This window comes from Ruegeria sp. HKCCD7559, assembly GCF_013110575.1.
Lineage (GTDB): Bacteria > Pseudomonadota > Alphaproteobacteria > Rhodobacterales > Rhodobacteraceae > Ruegeria.
On record NZ_WVQU01000001.1, the window covers coordinates 1,245,554 to 1,267,575 of the forward strand.

General features: G+C 57.3%; 18 protein-coding genes and 1 tRNA gene. 9 read left to right on the plus strand and 10 right to left on the minus strand.

What is annotated here, in order from left to right; translation table 11 throughout:
- The first annotated feature begins 103 nt into the window (after positions 1-103).
- Positions 104-1,288 carry a M24 family metallopeptidase gene (locus GS605_RS06275; protein ID WP_171723388.1) on the plus strand — a complete coding sequence of 395 codons (1,185 nt, stop codon included), beginning with the start codon at positions 104-106 and terminating at the stop codon, positions 1,286-1,288.
- Between the two features lie 33 nt (positions 1,289-1,321).
- On the opposite strand, the gene GS605_RS06280 is transcribed toward GS605_RS06275, so the two are convergent.
- Entirely contained in the window at positions 1,322-2,164 is an 843-nt protein-coding gene (locus GS605_RS06280; RefSeq protein WP_171723389.1) for a LysR family transcriptional regulator, read from the minus strand.
- Positions 2,165-2,270: 106 nt separating this feature from the next.
- On the opposite strand from GS605_RS06280, the gene GS605_RS06285 reads away from it, so the two are divergent.
- The 5 genes from GS605_RS06285 to GS605_RS06305 are packed head-to-tail and all read left to right on the plus strand — an operon-like array spanning position 2,271 to position 7,070.
- Complete coding sequence (locus GS605_RS06285) at positions 2,271-2,870, plus strand: amino acid synthesis family protein (protein WP_171723390.1); 600 nt, start codon at positions 2,271-2,273, stop codon at positions 2,868-2,870.
- A complete protein-coding gene (locus GS605_RS06290) occupies positions 2,842-3,630 on the plus strand; it encodes an alpha/beta fold hydrolase (RefSeq protein ID WP_171723391.1) in 789 nt (262 codons plus the stop codon). The genes GS605_RS06285 and GS605_RS06290 overlap by 29 nt, the downstream gene beginning before the upstream one ends.
- Positions 3,627-4,544: a flavin reductase family protein gene (locus tag GS605_RS06295; protein WP_171723392.1), complete on the plus strand. Its 918-nt coding sequence runs from the start codon at positions 3,627-3,629 to the stop codon at positions 4,542-4,544. The genes GS605_RS06290 and GS605_RS06295 overlap by 4 nt, the downstream gene beginning before the upstream one ends.
- Positions 4,545-4,547: 3 nt before the next feature.
- Positions 4,548-5,582: an LLM class flavin-dependent oxidoreductase gene (locus GS605_RS06300; RefSeq protein ID WP_171723393.1), complete on the plus strand. Its 1,035-nt coding sequence runs from the start codon at positions 4,548-4,550 to the stop codon at positions 5,580-5,582.
- A 9-nt stretch (positions 5,583-5,591) separates the two neighbouring features.
- Entirely contained in the window at positions 5,592-7,070 is a 1,479-nt protein-coding gene (locus tag GS605_RS06305) for an aldehyde dehydrogenase (protein WP_171723650.1), read from the plus strand.
- Between the two features lie 405 nt (positions 7,071-7,475).
- Here GS605_RS06305 and GS605_RS06310 read toward each other — a convergent pair.
- From GS605_RS06310 to pyrH, 9 genes are all read right to left on the minus strand, one after another.
- Positions 7,476-7,565 (minus strand) — tRNA-Ser (locus GS605_RS06310).
- A 134-nt stretch (positions 7,566-7,699) separates the two neighbouring features.
- Positions 7,700-10,126, minus strand: coding sequence for a DUF3772 domain-containing protein (locus GS605_RS06315; RefSeq protein ID WP_171723394.1), 2,427 nt, complete (start codon positions 10,124-10,126; stop codon positions 7,700-7,702).
- The gene (locus tag GS605_RS06320) at positions 10,126-11,160 is read right to left on the minus strand and encodes a cysteine synthase A (RefSeq protein ID WP_171723395.1); all 1,035 of its coding nucleotides are present in this window, start codon (positions 11,158-11,160) and stop codon (positions 10,126-10,128) included. Before GS605_RS06320 ends, GS605_RS06315 begins: the two co-directional genes overlap by 1 nt.
- A 68-nt stretch (positions 11,161-11,228) precedes the next feature.
- Positions 11,229-12,344 carry an NUDIX domain-containing protein gene (locus GS605_RS06325; RefSeq protein WP_171723396.1) on the minus strand — a complete coding sequence of 372 codons (1,116 nt, stop codon included), beginning with the start codon at positions 12,342-12,344 and terminating at the stop codon, positions 11,229-11,231.
- Between the two features lie 27 nt (positions 12,345-12,371).
- Positions 12,372-12,812 carry a TrgA family protein gene (locus tag GS605_RS06330; protein ID WP_171632910.1) on the minus strand — a complete coding sequence of 147 codons (441 nt, stop codon included), beginning with the start codon at positions 12,810-12,812 and terminating at the stop codon, positions 12,372-12,374.
- 15 nt (positions 12,813-12,827) lie between these two features.
- Complete coding sequence (locus GS605_RS06335; protein WP_171723397.1) at positions 12,828-14,036, minus strand: cyclopropane-fatty-acyl-phospholipid synthase family protein; 1,209 nt, start codon at positions 14,034-14,036, stop codon at positions 12,828-12,830.
- A 69-nt stretch (positions 14,037-14,105) separates the two neighbouring features.
- Complete coding sequence (locus GS605_RS06340; protein ID WP_171723398.1) at positions 14,106-15,530, minus strand: deoxyribodipyrimidine photo-lyase; 1,425 nt, start codon at positions 15,528-15,530, stop codon at positions 14,106-14,108.
- Positions 15,531-15,580: 50 nt separating this feature from the next.
- Complete coding sequence (locus tag GS605_RS06345; protein WP_171723399.1) at positions 15,581-16,807, minus strand: aminotransferase class V-fold PLP-dependent enzyme; 1,227 nt, start codon at positions 16,805-16,807, stop codon at positions 15,581-15,583.
- Positions 16,808-17,071: 264 nt separating this feature from the next.
- Complete coding sequence (pyrH, locus tag GS605_RS06350) at positions 17,072-17,824, minus strand: UMP kinase (protein WP_152457773.1); 753 nt, start codon at positions 17,822-17,824, stop codon at positions 17,072-17,074.
- 97 nt (positions 17,825-17,921) lie between these two features.
- Between pyrH and miaA the strand changes: the two genes are divergently transcribed.
- From miaA to GS605_RS06365, 3 genes are all read left to right on the plus strand, one after another.
- Entirely contained in the window at positions 17,922-18,815 is an 894-nt protein-coding gene (gene miaA / locus GS605_RS06355; RefSeq protein WP_171723400.1) for a tRNA (adenosine(37)-N6)-dimethylallyltransferase MiaA, read from the plus strand.
- Positions 18,816-19,170: 355 nt separating this feature from the next.
- Positions 19,171-20,835, plus strand: coding sequence for an ABC transporter substrate-binding protein (locus GS605_RS06360; protein WP_171723401.1), 1,665 nt, complete (start codon positions 19,171-19,173; stop codon positions 20,833-20,835).
- 136 nt (positions 20,836-20,971) lie between these two features.
- Positions 20,972-22,018: an ABC transporter permease gene (locus tag GS605_RS06365; protein WP_152457770.1), complete on the plus strand. Its 1,047-nt coding sequence runs from the start codon at positions 20,972-20,974 to the stop codon at positions 22,016-22,018.
- The last annotated feature ends 4 nt before the right edge of the window (positions 22,019-22,022 follow it).

Genomic DNA, 22,022 nt, shown 5'->3' on the forward strand with positions numbered 1-22,022 from the left:
GATTGATATCGGTTTTCATGCAGCCCCCTGAATTTTCGTTCGTTGACGTGAGCGGATCGGTAGGGTTCTGTCAACCAAAGTCTTTTGTTGACCGGAGGCGCCAATGACCCACTCTGATCCAGCCTTCAGCCGGGCGGAATATGATCGCCGTCTTGCCAAGACCCGACAGGCGATGGCCGTAAAGGGAATTGACTGCCTTTTTGTCGAAGACCCTTCGAACATTGGATGGCTCACCGGGTATGAGGGCTGGTCTTTTTACGTTCACCAGGGTGCCTTGATCTTTCTTGACGCGGACCCGATCTGGTGGGGGCGCCGGCAGGATGCAAACGGTGCGCTGCGCACGGTGTGGATGGGGGACGATCGGGTTTTTGGATACGCGGATCACTTCGTGCAGTCGACCACGCGGCATCCAATGCAGGATCTGGCCAAACTTATTGCGGACTGCGGACACAGCCAAAGCCGCATTGGGGTGGAACTTGACAATTATTACTATTCGGCCAAAGCCCATATTACTCTGACGACGGAACTGCCCGGGGCAACCCTGATCGATGCAACGGCCTTGGTCAACTGGCAACGGGTCGTGAAATCTGACGAAGAAATCGCCCTGATGCGCAAGGCGGCCCGGATTTCAGAGTTTGTGACTGACGGCGTGCTTGAGCGCGTTGAACCCGGCCTGCGCAAGAACGAGCTGGTCGCACAGATTTACCATGACGCGATAACGGGCGTCGGTGATGACTGGGGGGATTACGCAGCCATCGTCCCACTTTTACCGTCAGGGTCAGACGCCGCCGCGCCGCATCTGACATGGAATGGAGATGTGTTCAAATCGGGCGAATGCACCTTCTTCGAGCTCTCCGGCTGCTACCGCCGATATCATGCTCCGTTCTGCCGGTCGGTATTTCTGGGTCAACCGCCTGATTATCTCAAAAGGGCTGAGGCGGCCTTGGTTGAAGGGTTGGAAGCGGGTCTGGAGGCTGCGCGCCCCGGCAATCGCGCAAAAGATATTGCCAAAGCGCTGGCGGCGCCTCTCGAACGTGCGGGGATCGAACGCGGCGCCCGCTGTGGTTATCCTGTCGGCCTCAGCTATCCTCCGGACTGGGGCGAACGCACGATCTCGCTGCGGGAAGAAGACAATACGATCCTCGAATCTGGCATGACATTTCACTTCATGCCCGGGCTCTGGATGGATGATTGGGGGCTTGCGATCACCGAATCCATCCTGATCACTGAAAACGGCCCCGCAGAGTGTCTGTGCAAACGACCACGCAAAGTATTCGTCAAGCCCTGAGTGGTGCACGAACGATCCTAGGCCCGCGCCTGATCAAACACGTATCTGTTCAAGCAACCAGTCACGAAACAATGCGGCCGCCGGATTGCTGGCGTCAGCTGAAAGATAATACCCTTCGTTGCAGTCGACAGTGCTGTCATGTGCGCTTTCGACAAGACCGGTTATCATCGCATGTTTCGCCAGGAACTCGCTGATCAGGGCCACCCCGCTGCCATGAACCGCCAATTGAAGCGCCATGCCGAAGGTATCGACGAAAACGGCAGGCTGCCGCTGCACGCCCTGCTTGTCGAACCACGTCTTCCATCCGCTTGACGTGCCGACTGCCTCTATCAGGGGAAGGTCAAACGGATCCCCTGCAAGCGTCGGCGCCTTGAGAGCGACAAGCCTGTCAGGCCGCAAACGTTCGCCCCCCCTGCCCACTTGTTTTTCCGATCCGAACCTGACCTGAACGTCAGCTTGCGACGCGTTAAAATCGTCAGGCCAGATTGCGCTGAGCAGCCGCACGCTGATCTCTGGATTGCGGGTGGTGAAGTCCGCGAGGTTTGGGGCGATGACCCATTGCGCGACGCTGACAGATGTGGCCACTGTCAGGACATCTCCTGGTGCGCTAGCGTCGGCCCTTCCGGCGGCGGCGGCAAGCGCCTCAAGCGCACTGCCGACTTCGGGCAGCAGTTTCCGCCCTGCATCCGTCAGGGCCAGACTGCGCGGATGCCTTATGAAAAGCGCTGTCCCCAGACGCATCTCAAGGGATTTCACCTGCTGACTGACTGCCGATTGGGTCAGGCCGATTTCCTCGGCCGCTGCGGTAAAACTCAGGGTCCGGGCCGCCGCCTCGAAGGATCGGAACCAGGTCAGGGGGGGAAGTGATTTTGCCATTGATCAAGTTAGCCATTAATCTTTTTAATGCGAAAGCACATAATTCAATCATTTGTCAAAACCCATACCCGTTTCTACCTTCTCCCAGCGCGACAGGAGAGGTGTGATGAAGCCGGAAATACGCAAGATTGTTACCTACGACGAGGAAGTTCTTGTCGAGGGATTTCGCCCTGCGGAAATCCCATGGCGCATGTTCGCCGTGGCCGCAGTGATTACCAATCCCTGGGCGGGTCGATATGTCGAAGACCTTAAACCGGAAATCCACGCATATGGCCCCATACTGGGAAAGATGATGACGGACCGCATGATCGCGTTGGCCGGCAGTGGCGACGCAATCGAAGCCTATGGAAAGGCAGCCGTCGTCGGATTGAATGGCGAGGTCGAGCACGCCTCGGGCATTATTCATACCCTTCGGTTCGGCAATCACTACCGGCAGGCGGTCAGCGCGAAATCCTATCTGGCTTTCACAAACACGCGCGGCCCCGCAAATGCGCCGATCATGGTGCCATTGATGGACAAAAACGATGCCGGGCGGCGGTCTCACTACTTGACCGTTCAATTCTCGATCCCGGACGCACCGCGCGACGACGAAATTGTGGTGGTACTGGGGGCGGCAACATCGGGCAGACCACATCACCGTATCGGCGACCGGTATCAGGATCTCAAGGATTTGGGTCATGACGTGGACAACCCGGCCGCGGTCTGAAATCGGCGGGCTGGCCGCCATCCAGGCAGGCAAAGGTCCGGACATCCTGTTGCTGCACGGGGTTGGCCTGCGGGCCGAAGCCTGGGGTGCGCAGTTGGACGGTTTGGCGTCTGTAGCTCGACTGACAGCGCCGGACATGCCCGGTCACGGAGAAAGCCCACTGAGTTTTTTCGGCACGGAACTGTCGGAATACAGTGATGCTGCACACAACGTGCTTCGCGATCTGAACGGGCCCGTCCTTGTTGTTGGCCACTCGATGGGCGCAATGATCGCATTAGACCTTGCCACCAAGGCGCCCGACCGGATTTGCGGCGTCGTGGCAATGAATACCGTTTTTGAACGCGGCGCAAAGGCCGCGCTGGCGGTTCAGGAACGAGCGGCGGGGCTGGATGGGGAAACACCGGTTGATCCAACCAGCACGCTGCGCCGGTGGTTTGGTGACATCGGTTCGCCTGAACGTGATGCCTGCCGCGAATGGCTGACGGCAATGGATCCGGCTGCTTACAAGCTGGCCTATTCGGTTTTTGCCCAAAGCCGAACTCCGCGGCGCGACGCGCTGGAGAAACTCGCCTGCCCCGCGCTGTTCATAACCGGCAGTCAGGAGCCGAACTCCACCCCAGACATGTCGCATAAAATGGCCGAAGTCACCCCGAACGGCCGCGCGCTGATCATCGATGGGGCGGCCCATATGATGCCGATGACCCATGCAAATCAGGTCAACGCCGCCATTTCCAGCTTTCAAAGCGAGGTGCAATCATGACCGAACTTGATCCCCGCGACCTTCGGCGGGCATTCGGCAAATTCATGACCGGCGTGACCGTCGTTACCACGCGCAGCGCCTCTGGCATGGCCCTGGGCTTCACGGCAAACTCCTTCACTTCGGTTTCGCTCGACCCGCCGCTGTTGATCGTCTGCCCCGGCAAGAACTTGTCTTCATACGGCGAATTCTCGACCTGCACCCATTTCACGGTGAGTGTTCTGGCCGAGGGGCAAGAGGATGTATCCAATATCTTCGCCGGCTTCAAAGGTGACCGGTTCGCCAAAACCGACCATGATCTCGACGCGCAAGAGATCCCTTTGATCAACGGCGCGGTCGCAACATTTTCCTGCCGGACCCACCAAGTGATCGAGGCAGGAGACCATTGCGTTCTGATCGGACAAGTCGAAGCCTATTCCCACAACGACCACCCGGCGCTGGGCTACGCGAACGGGCAGTACTTCAGCCTTGGCCTGGAACGCGGCGCACTTGAACCGACGGGGCGCAGGATCGTCTGTGGCGCAATCATCGAACACGAAGGCCGCGTGCTGCTTGAGAAAACGGAAGCCGGTTTCAGGCCGCCGCAGGTCACATTGTCCGACCGGCGACAGTTGCGCGACAGCCTGTGGCAGAATCTGCATGATCGTGGCATCGACGCACGTCTTGGCGTCGTCTACTCGGTCTATGACGATGCCACAGCGCATCATGTCTACATATTGGGCAATGCGCCGGAACTTCCCAAACACGGCAAGCTTGAGGCCGTCGCGATTGAAGACCTGGCAACCCTTTCCTACACGACGACGCCAATCACCACCATGATTTCCCGTTTCGCGCTGGAAAGCCGGACCCGCGACTTCTCACTGTATCTGGGCAGTGCGCAGCTAGGCGACGTGCACAGCTTTTCTGAAAGGACCTGATGGATGGAGTTTTCCCTTTTTGCACACATGGAACGGCTGAGCCCCGATCAACCCCATGAGAAGCTGTATGAAGAGTTCATCGCGCTGTGTAAAATGGCCGATGAGGCGGGAATGCGTGCCGTCTGGACCGGCGAGCACCACGGGATGGACTTTACGATCGCGCCCAACCCTTTGATGTCTTTGGTGGATATCGCACATCACACCAAGGACGTACGGCTTGGCACGGGTACAGTTGTTGCACCGTTCTGGCATCCGATCAAACTGGCGGGCGAAACGGCTGCGGCAGACCTGATGACAGGCGGCCGTATCGAGCTGGGCATCGCCCGCGGCGCCTATTCGTATGAATATGAACGGATGATGCCGGGAATGGATGCATGGGATGCTGGCCAGCGCATGCGAGAAATCGCGCCACTTTTGCCCCGGCTGTGGGAGGGTGACTGTGCCCATGATGGAGAATATTTCAAATTCCCTGCCACCACCTCAGCCCCCAAACCCGTGCAACCCGGCGGGCCGCCCATCTGGATCGCGGCGCGGGATCCGAACAGTCATGAATTCGGTGTGCAGAACGGCTTTAACATTCAGGTCACACCGCTCTGGCAGGGCATGCATGAGATTGAAACGCTGATGGGCCGCTTTGAAGATGCATGCGCAAACCATGAGGGGCCGCGCCCCAAGATCATGCTGCTACATCACACTTACGTTGGCAGCGACGATGATGATCTGGGTCAGGCCGCTCGGGAATTGTCGCGCTTCTACAACTACTTCGGGGCCTGGTTTCAAAACAAGCGGCCGGTCCGGCAGGGCTTGATCCAGACGTTGACGGACAAAGAGATGGCGGCCAACACGATGATGGCACCGGAAAACCTGGCGCGCGATCTGACTGTCGGAACCCCGGATGGGGTCACGGAACGTCTGAAACGTTATGAAGATCTGGGCTATGATGAGTATTCGTTCTGGATAGACAGCGGTATGAGTTTCGAACGCAAACGCGCATCGCTGGCCCGTTTCATCGACGACGTCATGCCAAAGTTTCAGTGAGGATCGATGATGCATCAGAAACCACATTTCCAGCTTTACATCGACGGCGCGTGGACCGAAGGGGCGCGCGGGCAAGTGATGCATTCGCAAAACCCGGCGACGGGCCAAGACTGGTCCAGTTTCGCCTGTGCCGCATCCGAAGACGTTGACCGCGCCGTGTCCGCCGCGCGACGGTCACTTGATGATCCCGCGTGGCGCGACATGACGCAAACCGCACGCGGCAAACTGTTGTTCAAACTTGCCCAGCTGATCGAGGAAAACGCCGGACACCTAGGCCAGCTTGAGACCACAGACAGCGGCAAACTGCTTGCCGAAACCGCAAGCCAAACAGCCTATGTCGGTGACTATTATCGATATTATGCGGGGCTTGCGGACAAGATCGAAGGGGCGGTACTTCCGATCGACAAACCGGACATGCACGTCTTCACCAAACGCGAACCGATTGGCGTGGTGGTCGCAATCGTCCCCTGGAACGCTCAGATGTTCCTGACCGCGACCAAGCTTGGCCCCGCGATAGCGGCAGGCTGTTCGGTCGTGCTGAAGGCCTCTGAAATTGCACCCGCTCCGATGCTGGAGTTCGCACGGCTGATCGATGAAGCCGGCTTTCCGCCCGGTGTCGTCTCTGTCATTACGGGGGATGCCGAAAACTGCGCCATCCCGCTTACGCGTCACCCGGACGTGGACCGGATCGCATTCACCGGCGGCCCGGAAACAGCGCGCCATGTCGTGCGCAATTCGGCTGAGAACTTTGCGGTGACTACTTTGGAACTGGGCGGGAAATCCCCGATCATCGTTTTTGATGATGCCAATCTGGATGGCGCGGCCAATGGTTTGATTGCAGGAAACTTCGGCGCCTCGGGTCAAAGCTGCGTGGCCGGCTCGCGGGGGTTTATACATCGCCCGGTACTGGAAGCGCTTGTTGACAAGATCGAACAGAAGATGAAGGGCGTCGCAATCGGCGACCCATTGGAAGCGGCCACCCATATTGGCCCGCTTTGCACCACAGCTCAGGTGGACAGAATTCAGGCGACTTTGGCGAAAGCCACAGAACAAGGCGCACGCATCCGCTTCGGGGGAAACCCTCTGGACCGGCCGGGCAACTTCATGGCCCCTACGCTGGTGGAATGTTCGAGTCCAGAGACCGAGACGCTGAAGGTCGAAATGTTCGGCCCCGTGATGTCTCTGCTGCCATTCGATACGGAAGAAGAAGCGATCGCATTGGCCAACGACTCGCAGTTCGGGCTTGGATCCGGCGTTTTCACTGAAAATGTCGCCCGCGCCCATCGGGTTTCATCCCGCCTGAAATCGGGAATTTGTTGGATCAACACGTATCGCGCAGTGTCCCCGATCGCTCCGTTTGGAGGCTACAATCAATCCGGCTATGGCAGAGAAGCCGGGATCGAGGCCATTCACGATTACACAAGGACCAAAACCGTCTGGCTGAATACGTCGGAACAGCCAATGTCGAACCCGTTCGTCATGCGGTAGCCAGCACGGGGCGCCTTCGACACCCGAGGAACTGCCTGAGCATCGTTTCATCGCATGGCTGGCGCGGGCCCTGGCATCATCCCCAGTGCGCCAGATATATCGCTCGACGCCGAGGTCTTGCTGTCTGATCAGGCACTCTTCCGTGCTGGTCGGTATCCGGAGCAGGCGCTGCGGATAGGTGTGATACTGAGCGCAAACGGCAGCCAGACGCTCATCCCATTGGAGCAGCACTTCTTCCTTCGCGTCGGGAACATCGCGCAGGACCGTTTCCGCCATCCTCGTCGCGGCGTGCGCCTGTAGGCCCGAGGGCCATTCTCTGAAAGTCGAGTGCCATCGTTAAACCCTTTTGAGACAGAAAGAAAAAGGCCCCGCTAGGGACCTGATATCGGGTTCGCGATTGGTAAGTGGCGGAGAGACAGGGATTCGAACCCTGGAGACGGTTTCCCGCCTACACACTTTCCAGGCGTGCGCCTTCGACCACTCGGCCACCTCTCCGTGCCGGCGATATTTGGACGAATGCTGTCGGATTTGCAAGGCCTCAATTCGACGAATTCAGGGGAATAGCGCAATTTAATCAATGCGCCCACCGAGGGGTGATCAACGGTCAACACGTGCCGCGTTTGGGCCACTCATGTCTCATCACTGGCACCCAGGTCCATATCCGCCTCGGTCAAATCCGCCGGAGTCTCTGCGACTTTGCGTGGCTCATCCTGCACAGAAACAGAAGACTCCTGCTTGCTCGGGCCAGATGCCCGCAGGGTTTCGGGATTTCGCAACCAGACATCACGTTGTGCGAACGGGATCTCGATCCCTGCTTCCGAGAATCTGCGGTTGATTTCATGGTTCATGTCAGATTTTACCGACAGAGCCCAATTCACATCCCGCAGGATCGCCCGTATTTCGAAGTCCAAGGAATCTGCGCCGAACCCCTGGAACACAACGCTTGGCGCCGGGTTGGCCAAAACCATCGGATGGTTGTTGGCGATTTCGCCCAGAATGGTTTCGACCTGGCGCGTGTCAGTTCCGTATGCAACACCCACCGGAACGATCACCCGCCCGATCGTGTTGCCGCGGGTATAGTTTGTTACAACACCGCTGATCAGGTCAGAGTTCGGAACGATAACATCCGTCCTGTCGAACGTCTCGACCCGGGTCGAACGAACGGAAATGTCCTTAACATATCCCATCATGCCATTCACATCGATCCAATCCCCCTTGGAAATCGGACGCTCGACCAAAAGGATGATGCCAGAAACGAAGTTCGACACGATTGTCTGCAAACCAAAGCCGATGCCAACAGACAGCGCGCCAGCGACGATCGCCAGCGATGACAGATCAAATCCGGCCACCATGATTGCGACCAACGCGGCAAGAAATATGCCAACGTATCCCGAACCCGCGACAATCGCGTTTTGGCCACCCGGATCGATGTTGGTTTTCGGCAGAAGCGAATTGCGTAGCCCGCTTTGCAACAGACGCGTCAGCGTATAACCGATTGCAAACACGGCAACAAAGGTCAGAAAGTTGCTGGGCGAAATTGTGACGCCACCGATATCAAAACCAAGCAGCAGGCGCGACCATGCTTCCAGCAGATCGGTTTCCCGCGCACCCCAATAGATCGCCAGAATGGGAAGCGCCAAGATGGCCAATGCAAACCCGACCAGTACGGAAAAAAGCGAATCCCCCGCGGCTTCGCCCTGCCCGGTGACCCAGCCGTAAATCTGACTGATGAACCGTTGCAGGATGACCAAGGCCCCGATCAGTACCAATGTCTTGACGGCAGGAAACACGATGGCTTCGGCCGCATTGGTGTATCCGAAAATCGCCAGCAAGGGAGACACGATGCCCAAAAGGAACAAAGCCCGGCGCAGGAATTCGACCAATTGGCTGAACCCTGCGGAACGGGTCGAGGCAACCTGATCCGGTGGCCCGTCCGTTGTTCGAATCTGGCGTATCCGCAACAACAACAAAGCCGTTGCGACAATGACCGGGAAACTGACCACGGCGCGAGTCGCGTCGGAGATGTTTTCGATCCGTTCGAACAGCAACGCCAATTCGTGCAGAACCAGCATCAGGGCGAGCAGATCGATATACACGCGCAGTTCGGTGATGCGCGCAGCGGACAGACGTTTGAACCCTTGCGACGCGCCGATCACGTATACTTGGCGACCAATCCAGTCATAGAAAAATACGATCGCTGCCCAATACGGAATATTCTGAAGCAAAAGGCTGCCCCGCAGACCGGGAACGCCGGTGAGGCTGATTGCCGTGACCACGGCCACCACACCGATCCATGGCAACAGAATTCGCAGCAGTGAGATTACGAACGACCAGACCCCCGTCCCGGCCCCGCCGAGCAACCTCAGGTAGTCGCCTCCAAGTTCGGACCACCGTTTTCCAAAGATCAGCAGCACGGCTGAAATGATCAGAAGTATGAAGATTGCGAGACCACGAGCGCGAATTTGTTCGCGCACGACATCTGAACGCAAGTTCGTGATCGTTTCATTTGCCAGGCTTTGAACGGCCTCTTTGACATCCACCCATGCCGGTCCCCAATGCGCCGGGTTGATCGGTGACGGGCCCTGTTCGAAGAACTCTTTTTTCTGCCGCGCGCGAATGATCTGATCAATTTCGCTGATCAGCCCGTTCGCACGGCTATACGCCTCTTCGGATATGATGCGCGGCACACGCAGACTGTTGAGCTGATCCTCAAGATGCGTGCGAAGTTTGGCTATGTCTTCAGGCTCGGTCGTGTCCCCTTCGGGTTTGGGACCCAACGCTTTTAACTGGCTTTCCAGCGTCGTAATGCGGTCGGTATTTGCCCCACGAGCCCGATTGAAGTCTTCCCTGTAACCACTTATTTCCGAGCGCAAATTCTCTAGCGCAGCGTCAGAGGCGCGGTTCGCCTCGATAACGGCTTCGGCCCGGTTAGCGGTTTTGACCCAACCTTGGTAATATTCACTTTGCCGATCCGTCAGCTGCGCGACAGCGCTATTCGAAAAGCCGACAAAGCACAGGAATAGCAGGGTCAGAAACAGGCGGACCCGTCCAAGCATCACACGTCCTCGAAAACGCCGGGAATGCCACGCGGTGCCTCGGTCATCCAATCCGGAACCGGAAGCTCTTTTTCACGCAGGAACTCGGGGTTGAACAGCTTGGATTGATACCGTGTGCCATAATCGCACAGGATGGTCACAATGGTATGACCCGGCCCCATTTCCTTGGCCAGGCGCACCGCCCCTGCCATGTTGATTGCGGTCGAGCCGCCCATGACCAGGCCTTCTTCACGCAGAAGATCAAAGATGTAGGGCAGCGCTTCGTTATCGGTGATCTGATAAGAAAAATCCGGCGTGAACCCTTCCAGGTTTTTTGTGATACGCACCTGCCCGATACCTTCGGCGATCGACCCACCTTCCATCGCGATTTCGCCTGTCGTGTAATACGAATACAGGCCAGCCCCCATGGGATCGGCAAGACCGATCTTGACGCCCTTGGGCTGCAAAACTTCAGCAACGCCTGCCAATGTCCCACCCGACCCGACCGCGCTGACGAACCCGTCAACCTTGCCGTCTGTCTGCTCCCAGATCTCGGGCCCCGTGGTTTCCACATGTGCCTGACGATTCGCCACATTGTCGAACTGGTTGGCCCAGATTGCGCCATTGGGTTCAGTCTGCGCCAGTTCCTCGGCCAGACGGCGGGAATAATGCACGAAATTGTTGGGGTTGCGATACGGGGCTGCTGGCACCTGAACCAACTGAGCGCCAGCCAGACGCAGCATATCCTTCTTTTCTTCCGACTGGGTCTCGGGGATAACGATAACCGTTTTGAATCCCATCGACGCACCGACCAGAGCCAGACCAATACCAGTATTGCCGGCAGTGCCTTCCACGATGGTACCGCCCGGTTTCAGATCCCCGCGTGCGATGGCATCTTTGATGATAAACAGAGCAGCACGATCCTTTACCGACTGACCCGGGTTCATGAACTCGGCTTTGCCAAGAATCTCGCATCCAGTCTCTTCGCTGATGCGGCGCAGCCGGATCAACGGTGTTTTTCCTACTGCGTCAGCAAGATCTCGTGCAATGCGCATGGTCGCCTCTTGTCATTTGGTATCTTCGAAGATTTACAGCCGCACCGCCGCGACCACAAGCGCGATAGTCACGCGCGCAAACGATCCCGATGGCGGGCCAGCCAGTACGCCAGGGACACCAATTGCAAATCCTTGAAAAGATGGCGGTCCGTCATATCGATAAATTCGTCGAATGGCAGAATCCGGCTGCGGATATCTTCACCCTCAGTGTCCAAGCCACCGGTGATTGTTGTCTCAGTTAAACTGCCAAGTCCGACATAAAGATACGTGAAACCCGTAGACGACCCGCTGGAGGAATACGCGCCGCCCGCATATTCCAGCCTGTCAAATCGAACTCCTGCTTCCTCCATGGCCTCGCGATGCGCCGTCTGTTCAGGCGTTTCGCCGGGGTCGATCATCCCGGCAACTGCTTCCCAAAGCCAGGGCTCTGGATCGTTGATCAAAAACACCGGCGGTCTGAACTGCTCGACCAAAAGCACGGTGTCACGGATCGGGTCATAGGGCAGAACCGACACGGCGCTGCCCTGCATCAAACCGCCCCGGTGCAGCACGGGCCCCATGCTGCCGTCATGCTGTCGGAACTGAAGATCGATTTCCTCCATCCCGAAATAGTCGACGTAAACGCGTTCGTGACGGTGCACAATTACGTCTTCTGCTATGTTCCGCGGGTCGCCGGTTCGCCGTTGCCCGGCCATGATCTTAGCCCAGGCACGGGTTTGAATGGCACGCACGCTGCGCGCCATGGTTTTGGGATCGACTTTACCGAAATAGGCCATTTCTTCTTCGGCGGCGAGCGCCGTAACCTCGCCCAATTTGTCCGCCCAGCCCTGCAACGACCACAACTCACCGGGTTGCCAGGCGCCCGGTGTCGGGAAAAAGACCTGCGCCTGTACTTCGCCCCCATCCTCCAGAATGACCTTCAACGATTTCAGGTCATAGTCGAAGGATCCTTCGTAATAGGCCAGCCTGGCCAGATCATCGGATGACAAGCCCTGCACCAGCAACCCTTCGGCTACGGCACCTTCAGCAGACAGGATCATAGGGAAATCCTGCCCCTGAACCGCGTGAACCGCGTGGTCGCGCAGCTTGGCAGAATGAAACGTGATTTCGCTCAGCGGGCGGCCCAAGACACGCTGCAACAGCGGCAGGTACCGCAGCGTTCCATAGAAGAACAAATCAGACAAATTCAATCTCTCTTGTGACGAAACGGTTCAGCGCCATTTGCGGCTGGCCTGTTCCGTGGCCAGCCCGGCGACAACGGCGCCTATTGCAAGCGTAACCAGAATTTCGGGATAGATCAGTTGCTTGCCATAATCGATTCCAATCGAAAAAATCGCCATCACAGCTTCGAACGGGCCGCCATATCGATTGCGCATCGCAAGGTCGAACATGCGGTAGCACCCCTGCACGAACAGTGCCCAGAAAATCAGCGAAGCAACGCCGGTCAGGCCGTTGTTTATGCCCGCGGTCCAACCACGCCCAGCGCGCTTGCCCATGATTTTCCAACCACAGATCGCACCAAGAGCCATGTTCACATAGGTGAAGTAGCCATAGTCCTTACCCTCTTCGCCGTTTTCGATAACCATGCCTGAAACAAGAAAGGCCAGCACGACGAGACAAACAGCGGCGACGAGACGCGAGGCAGTGGGCATGTGACGGTCCGTGAGTTAACTTGGTTTTGCTATTGTGATCTGTGTCACATCGCAATTGCCCGTGTCAAAGGCCGCACCGCACGCAGTCAAATAATAATTCCACATGCGGCGGAAACGCTCATCAAACCCCATGTCCGAGATCTGATCCCATTTGTCGTTGAACGTTTCATACCAACGGCGCAGAGTCAGATCATAGCTTTTCCCGAATTCCTTCGAATGCACGACTTTCAACCCGGCCTGATCGATCTGCTGACGCAGGATGGTCGGCGACGGAAGCATCCCGCCGGGAAAGATATATTTCTGAATGAAATCAACGCCGTTCTTGTAAAAATCCCAGCGGTGATCACCCACCGTGATGATTTGCAAGGTTGCCTGGGCACCGGGCTTCAACCTCTCACGAACGGTTTCGAAATAGACCGGCCAGTATTTCTGACCCACGGCCTCGAACATTTCGATCGAAGCGATGCCGTCATAGACCCCGCGTTCGTCCCGATAGTCTTGCAGCTTGAATTCAACCCGATCTGATAGACCAGCTTTTTCAATACGTTCCTTGGCGTACTTGAATTGCTCCTCACTTATGGTCAGGCCGGTGACACGCAAACCTCGTTCCTTTGCGGCATATTCCGCGAAGCCGCCCCAGCCACATCCGATCTCCAGTACATGGTCACCCGGTTTGGCACCCATCTCATCCACAAGACTTGCGTATTTGGCGATCTGGGCCTTCTCGAGGCTTTCCTGCCCAGACTCAAAAATCGCGCTGGAATAGGTCATCGTGTCATCCAGCCAAGAACTGTAAAAGTCGTTACCCAGATCGTAGTGATACGAGATATTCTTCTTGGCTTGGGCCCTGTTGTTTCTGTGCAGCCAGAACCGAAGCCGTTCATAGGCCTGAACAAGAAACTGGCCCGTAAACCCGTCATAAACGGTCTCGGTTCCAAGATGCACAAGATCCATGAAAGATCGCAGATCGGGTGTACTCCAATGTCCGTCCAGATACGCATCGGAGAAACCCAGTTCTCCTTCGCGGATCAGGCGCGCAAAGACATCGTCGTCGTGAATATCGACCTGTGCCACCGGCCCGGCCTTTGCGCCTTCTGCGCGAAACGTGCGACCGTCGGGAAGTCTGATATCAAGACGCCCGGTTTCCATCCGGTTCAACATTTTAAAGACCTGGGTAAAATATCTGGGCAGGTCTTTTTGCCCTTCGGTCGTCGTCAGGATCATCCGCTCTCCCCTCTGCGGTACGCCCACAAAGCTAGGCGGCGAAATTGTTTCTGGCAAGTTTTCAGTTCCTTAGTGGGGTTTTCGGCTTTCATATGCGCGTAACGCGCGGGTCCGCCCTTCGGGCAATTCGACTATGGGTTTGGGGTAATCCGCATCCGGCCGCAGCCCCCATGAACGCGGGACGGCATCAAAATACGACAAAGCGGATTGACTGGGTTCGGTGTAACCTTCAGCGATCCAGCGACGCGTAAAATTCCCGTCAGGATCGAATTTTTCGGCTTGCGTCTGGGGATTGAAAATCCGAAAAAACGGGGATGCATCGGGCCCAGATCCAGCAACCCACTGCCAGCCCATGGCATTGCAGGCCGGATCCCAGTCGATCAGGCAATCCTCGAACCATGTCATCCCTATTTTCCAATGAGTCATCAGGTGCTTGGTCAGATAGCTTGCGACAATCATCCTCGCCCGGTTGTGCATTCGACCCGTCACATACATTTGCCGCAGCCCGGCATCGACAACAGGTATTCCAGTTCTGGCCTGCCGCCACGCAGTGACTTCGGGATGGTCCGGATCAGTATTCCAGGGAAAACTGTCCCATTCCGGCTTCCAGTTGGAAGCCACCAGTTGGGGCGTGTGATACATCAGGTGATAGGCAAACTCGCGCCAGACGAGTTGACGTAGATAGGCATCGGCACCGGGTGTACCGGTCAATGCGGCCCTTTGGACCATATGCCAGACTGTACGCGGCCCAATTTCACCCAAAGACAGGTATTCCGACAGGTTGGACGTTCCGTCCTGATCCAACCTGTCCCGGTTGTTGGAATAGTGAGAAATTCGCTCAAGAAACGCCTCTAGATGATCCAGAGCGGCCTGTTCGCCGGGTTTTACATGAGGGCGAACGACGGCCGCGCCCCTGTTCATGGCATTCCCCATCTGCCAATCGCTCAATTTGTCAGAAGCGGGCCACGACACCGGGGCCTGCAAATCGGCAACCCGCGCATTGGGAAATTGTACATCCCGCCCCTGAACCGCACGCCACATGGGTGTGTAGACCCTGAATGGATGCCCCGACTTGGTGGCGACGGTCCACGGTTCGAAAAGAAGATGCCCGGCAAATGACTTTGCCGTCACTCCTTCTTTTGTAAGCACAGACTTGATCTTCCTGTCACGTTCGATTGAGGCCGGATCGTAAGCGCGGGACCAGAAGACGGAGGTTGCGCCGGTCTCGGCCACAACCTGCTGCACCTGTTCAAGCGCGGCGCCGCGTCGGAAAATAAGTCGGCTGCCCATATCGGCCAGTGACGCTTTGAAAGCCTCCAACCCCAAGCCCAACCGCCACTTCGGCGCGGCCCCCATCTGTTCGACCAGATGGTCATGAATAAACAAAGGTATGACCGGACGGCCACTTTCGGCCGCCGCAGTCAACGCGGGGTGGTCCGACAAACGCAAGTCCCGTCGAAACCACAAAATGATCGGAGCCTGCTGTTGCTTCACAATACGCCCTTGAGGTTTTTTGATTTCTACGCACCCTCAAGAGTAGTGGATCACAAAACGCGCTCAAGAGCCTCCAAAAGCTGATCAACTTCCTGCTTCGTGGTGTAATGAGTGAAGCTGACCCTCAAAACACCCTGCGCCGGGTCGACGCCCATCGCCTGCAAGGGGCGCACCGCATAGAAGTCTCCGCCACCCGCCATGACACCGTATTGCGCCAGTTCCGCCGCAACCGGTTCAGCCGGACGGTTCAACGAAAGCGCGACGGTGGGCGCGCGCCGGCTGGCATCGGAAGGACCGATCAGGCGCACAGCGTTTCGATCCTTTACCGCATCCAGAACCGGTTGCAGCAACGACACTTCGTGTGATCGCATCAGATCGTGGACAAATACGCCCTGTTCCGCCGCGCCCGTCTCGGGCCCGCCATGGTGGGCGCAAAGCAGCTCAACATAATCCACCATGCCTGCACTGGCCGCAATCTGCGCGTGATCGGGGCCAGCCGGGGTGAACCGCTTGTAAAGGACGTCACCGTTGAAATAATGCGCCTGGTTGGGCAACAGCTCACCCAATGTGCGGCGGATGACCATGCACCCCTGATGCGGGCCATAGGTCTTGTAGGCAGAAAACAAATAGATATCCGGCCCCAGATCACCAACATTCGGAAATCCGTGCGGGGCGTAGGATACGCCGTCAACGCAGACAAACGCACCCGCCGCATGCGCAATAGCAGTGATCTCGGTGACCGGATTGATCTCGCCAACGACATTTGAGCAATGCGGGAAACAGACCAGACGCACTTTTTCGTCCAGCATGTTTTCCAGATCCTGAGGGTTCAGCGACCCGGTTTCGGGGTCGATCTGCCATTCCCTCACCTCTATCCCGGCCTCGACCAGACGACGCCATGGGCCAGAGTTGGCTTCGTGATCCTGATTGGTCACGACGATCGCCTCGCCGGGCTTCATCCATTGCCGGAACGCCTGCGCCAGGACATAGGTGTTCTGGGTGGTTGAAGGGCCAAAACTCAACTCATCCGTGTCGACTCCCAGAATTGCAGCCATACGCGCACGCGCCTCGTCCATTTCGGCGCCCGCAAGGCGGCTGGCCTCATATGGGGCGTAAGGCTGAACCTTGCGCTGCGTGTAGAACCGCGTCAGCCGGTCGATTACTGGTTTGCAGGTGTAAGACCCACCTGCATTTTCGAAGAACGCCTGCCCTTGCAGGCTGGGTTCTGAAAAGGCCGGGAACTGCGCCCGAACGAAATCGATATCCAGAGATTTCATGCCTCATTGCTCCTTAGTTGTGCAGTCAGATCAATGAGATGCCCGCGCATGTTTCCGGACATCTCAGAAATCATGGCAGGTCTTCCAGCCCAGCCTGTGCTTGGGCCTTTGGCCGACGAAACACGGGGCAGCCCTTCGTCTTGGAAGGACAGCGATACTTAGACAGGGCCGTTCACAACCGTCAAGCGAAAGCAAAACAAAAAAGCCCCGGCTCGATGCCGGGGCTTTGAAAGCTTGCGGAATTGTCAGGCGACTCCTTTGGCTTCAACCCTGAACCTTGGTATAGGTCCCCTCGCCCGCGAGAATTCCGCGGAAGCCGCCGGGCTCATCAAGCCCAAAGACGATCAGGGGCAGATTGTTGTCGCGTGCCAGCGCGATGGCCGAAGCATCCATGACCCGCAACCGTTTGGCCAGCACGTCATCATAGGTCACGGTATCATAGCGTACGGCGTCAGCGTGTTCCGCTGGGTCTTTGTCATATACGCCATCCACTCCGTTCTTGCCCATGAAGATCGCCTCGCACGCCATTTCGTTGGCGCGCAGGGTGGCTGCGGTGTCTGTCGTGAAATACGGGTTGCCAGTACCGGCGGCGAAGATACAGACCCTCTTCTTCTCGAGGTGTCGAACAGCCCGGCGGCGGATATAGGGTTCGCACACCTCGTCCATGCGAATGGCCGATATCACGCGGGTGAACACTCCGATCTCTTCCAGTGCGGATTGCATCCCCAGCGCGTTCATCACCGTGGCCAACATGCCCATATAATCCGCCGTTGTCCGTTCCATGCCCTGGGCTGAACCGCTCAGGCCGCGAAAAATGTTTCCACCGCCGATGACCATGCAAATCTCAACGCCCAGATCGTGAACCGATTTCACTTCTTGCGCGATGCGTTGAACTGTTGGTGGGTGCAAGCCGAATCCCTGATCCCCCATCAATGCTTCGCCTGAGATTTTCAACATGACCCGATTGTACTTTGTTTTCGGGGTCTCGGCTGTTTCAGAAGAAGGGGAAAGGCTCATGTTGCGCTCCGGGCTGGCACGGGGTTAATTTCCGGCGCAAAATGAAGCAAAAGCTCCGCAGGTTCAATGCGGTTGGTGAGGATAGAGGCAACCGCGCATGACCCGGCGATCAACAGACCTGCTTTTTCGGCAACTGCCGCCTGTTCCGGACGACAAGCCGGTTCTGATCGCGGGGCCCACGGCGTCCGGGAAATCAGCACTGGCGCTGGAGATCGCCGAACGCCATGGCGGGGTTATCGTCAATGCGGATGCGAGCCAGGTTTATGACTGCTGGCGTGTCATCTCGGCCCGGCCGTCCGCCCAGGAAGAAGCCCGCGCGCCGCATCTGTTGTACGGGCACGTCGCCTATGATCAGGATTATTCTACCGGCCATTGGCTGCGAGAGGTCCTGCCTCTGTTAACGGGGCACCAGCGCCCGATCATTGTCGGTGGGACCGGATTGTATTTCTCGGCCCTGACCGAAGGCATGGCCCAAATTCCTGCGACGCCACCCGAAGTTCGGGCCGAGGCCGATCAGACGCCCATGGTAGACCTTCTGGAGGGGGTCGATGCAGACACGCTTGCAAAGCTGGACATTCACAACCGTGCCCGCGTGCAACGCGCATGGGAGGTGCAGCGCGCCACAGGTCGCAGCCTGTTGTCGTGGCAAGCCGAAACGCCCCCACCGGCACTTCCGCTGAACGAGACCCTGCCGATCGTTTTTGACGTTGATAAAGCATGGCTGCTGAACAGGATAGAACGCCGCTTTGACCAGATGCTGGAACAGGGCGCGATCGAGGAAGTGCGTGCCATGCAGGACCGGTTCGATCCCACCCTTCCGTCCTGCAAGGCCATAGGCGTGCCGGAACTCAGGGCATATCTGGACGGCGCGATGACTTTGGATCAGGCGCGAGAGCGCGCAACCATAGCGACGCGTCAATTCGCCAAGCGTCAGCGCACCTGGTTTCGCGCCCGAATGAAGGCCTGGAATCACGTCGATCCCACTAGGTGATACCCGGCACGTCTGACATTGCACAAGCAGGATGCCCCGCCAGCTCTCGAAGCTTACGAGAACTTAATGATTTACTGCGGTTTCCCTTAACAAACCGGGAAAACAATGGGGAAACCGGCATCGTTTTGGGCTGCTGGAAGAAATGCGTCTTCACGACTTCAACGGATCGCGAATGTCGTTTTTGTACTACTTATGACGATTTCGAACATTGACCTTATCAGAAATCTGGTGCCGAATAACGACATGGGGATGAACAGAGTCCAAGAAACAAAATCCTTCACTCTGGCGACCGTAAGAAACCGGGTCGCGTAGAGCCATAATCAATCAACAAAATCAGTGTCACAGGGAGACATCCATGACGAATACCGTATCCACCGAAGACAAGGTGCACTGGGCGGCAGCGATGCACGCTCAGGAATACCGCGACGGCAAGCTAAGCCGAAGGGAATTCATGACGCGTGCAACCAGTCTTGGGGTTACTGCCGCAGCGGCCTATGGCATGATCGGATTGCCGACACCTGCTTTGGCCGAAACAGCAAAGCAGGAAGGCGGCACGCTGCGTGTCCAGCAGGAAGTCCGCGCCCTCAAAGATCCCAGAACTTATGACTGGTCGCAGATCGCAAACGTGACGCGCGGCACGCTGGAATATCTGGTCGAGTACAACTCGGACGGATCGTTCCGTGGCATGCTGCTGGAAAGCTGGGAAGTCAACGATGACGCAACCGAATACACTCTGAATGTCCGTCCGGGCGTCAAGTGGAACAACGGCGACGATTTCACGGCTGACGACGTTGCCCGCAACATTGCGCGCTGGTGCGACAAGAGCTCGGAAACCAACTCGATGGCGGGCCGCTTTGCAACCCTGATCGACGCGGATACCGGTCAGGCCGGTGAGGGTGTCATCGAAGTCGTCGACGCAACCACGGTCAAACTGAACCTGCCAAAGCCGGATATCACCCTTATTCCGGGCATGGCCGACTATCCCGGCGCGATTGTTCATAGCTCGTTCAGCGAGACTGACCTGCTGAACAATGTTGGAACCGGCCCCTATCTGATGGACGAACTTGAGGTTGGCGTAAAAGCCGTTCTGGTTCGCAACCCGGATCACACCTGGTGGGGTGAAGAAGTGTACGGCCGCCCTGCCCTGGACCGTATCGAGTACATCGACTACGGAACCGACCCTTCTGCCTGGTTGGCGGCGCTGGAATCCGACGAAGTCGACATGTTGTATGAATCGGTGGGTGAATTCATCGACGTGATGGACGGGCTTGGCTATGTGAAGTCAGAAGTGGTAACCGCCGCGACCATCGTTATTCGTCCCAACCAGCTGGCCGAGATCGACGGGCAAAAGCCTTATGCGGACAAACGTGTCCGGCAGGCCCTTCAGATGGCCGTAGACAATTCAGTTTGTCTGGAACTGGGCTATGGCGGTCGCGGAGCGCCGGCGGAAAACCATCACGTAGCACCGTTGCATCCGGAATATGCCGAGCTTCCACCGCAAAAGGTTGATCCCGCGGCAGCCAAGGCGCTGATGGACGAAGCCGGTTTTGGAGATTTCGAGCACGAGATCATCTCGATCGACGATGACTGGCGCCGCAACACCACAGATGCCGTTGCCGCGCAGCTGCGCGATGCCGGAATCAAGGTCAAGCGGACCGTTCTGCCGGGCAATACCTTCTGGAACGACTGGGCCAAGTACCCGTTCAGCTCGACCAACTGGAACCCGCGTCCGTTGGGTGTTCAGATTTGGGCGCTTGCTTATCGTACGGGCGAAGCCTGGAACGAGTTCGGCTATGCGAGCCCCGAGTTTGACGCCATTCTGGAAGAGGCGCTGGCCATTGCCGACGCGGACAAGCGTCGCGAAGTCATGGCGCGTGGCGAAGCACTGCTTCAGGAAGATGGGGTTACTATTCAGCCCTATTGGCGCTCGCTCTATCGCCACATGAAAGAGGGTCTTGTTGGAACCGACATGCATGTGACCTTCGAACATCATCACTACAAGTGGGGCTGGGCTGCCTAAGCACTGCAATCCACACACGAGGGGCGCCTGACACGGGCGCCCCTTTCCAGCCGCAGACTTGCCGACGCGGGGTCGGACGTCCGAGGCCAGAAAATGGTCCAATGATCTGCGGAATACCTGAACAACAGGGGCCACCATGGGACTATTCATCCTACGACGGTTCGGAGTGATGCTGCTTACGGCATTATGTCTGACATTCGTCGTCTTTTTCCTGACCAACCTATACCCGAACCTTGAAAAGCTGGCGAAAACGCAGGGCAACCAGCGTATGTCGGATGAGCAGGTCGAAGCCTGGTTGGAAAACCGCGGCTACTTGCAGCCGACACTCGTTAAATACGGCCAATGGTTGGGCGTGATGCCCGGGTTCCAGAATACACTGGAAGATGGCCAGTTCGTGGGAACCTGCACAAGACCCGGTTCGACTGCAGAGGACACGGCAAGATATTGTGGTGTTCTTCAGGGCGATTGGGGATACTCAACCGTTTTCAAGGAAGAAGTCGGAACCATCGTTGGCAAGCGCTTGGGCAACACAGGTTACCTGATGTTCTGGGTTTTGGTCCTGATGGTGCCTTCCGCCTTGATCGTTGGTGTACTGGCCGGGATGCGAGAGGGATCAGCCCTGGATCGATCATTGTCGACCTTCTCAATCATCACGACAGCGACACCGGAATACGTATCGGGCGTTATCTTCATCGCGATCTTCACCTCGTCCACCGTGGGGCTGAAATGGTTCAAGGGAACCGCGACGCAAGCGATGGAGAACCCGACATTCGAGAACTTCTTCCTGCCGGTTCTTACCATTGCGCTGTACGGTATGGGCTATATCGCCCGGATGACCCGCGCTTCGATGACCGAAGTGATGACGGCGCAATACATCCGGACTGCACGGCTGAAGGGTGTCTCGTTCCCTAACATCGTCATGAAACACGCCTTGCGCAACGCGTTGATCGCGCCGTTCACGGTTATCATGCTGCAGTTCCCATGGCTGCTGAACGGCGTGGTGATTGTTGAAACCCTGTTCAACTACAAGGGTTTCGGCTGGGCGCTGGTTCAGGCCGCTGGCAACAACGACATTCAGCTTCTGCTGGCGATCTCGGTCGTGTCGGTCTTCGTGGTTCTGATAACGCAGCTGATCTCGGATATCGGCTACGTTTACCTCAACCCGCGCATTCGCATTTCATAAGGAG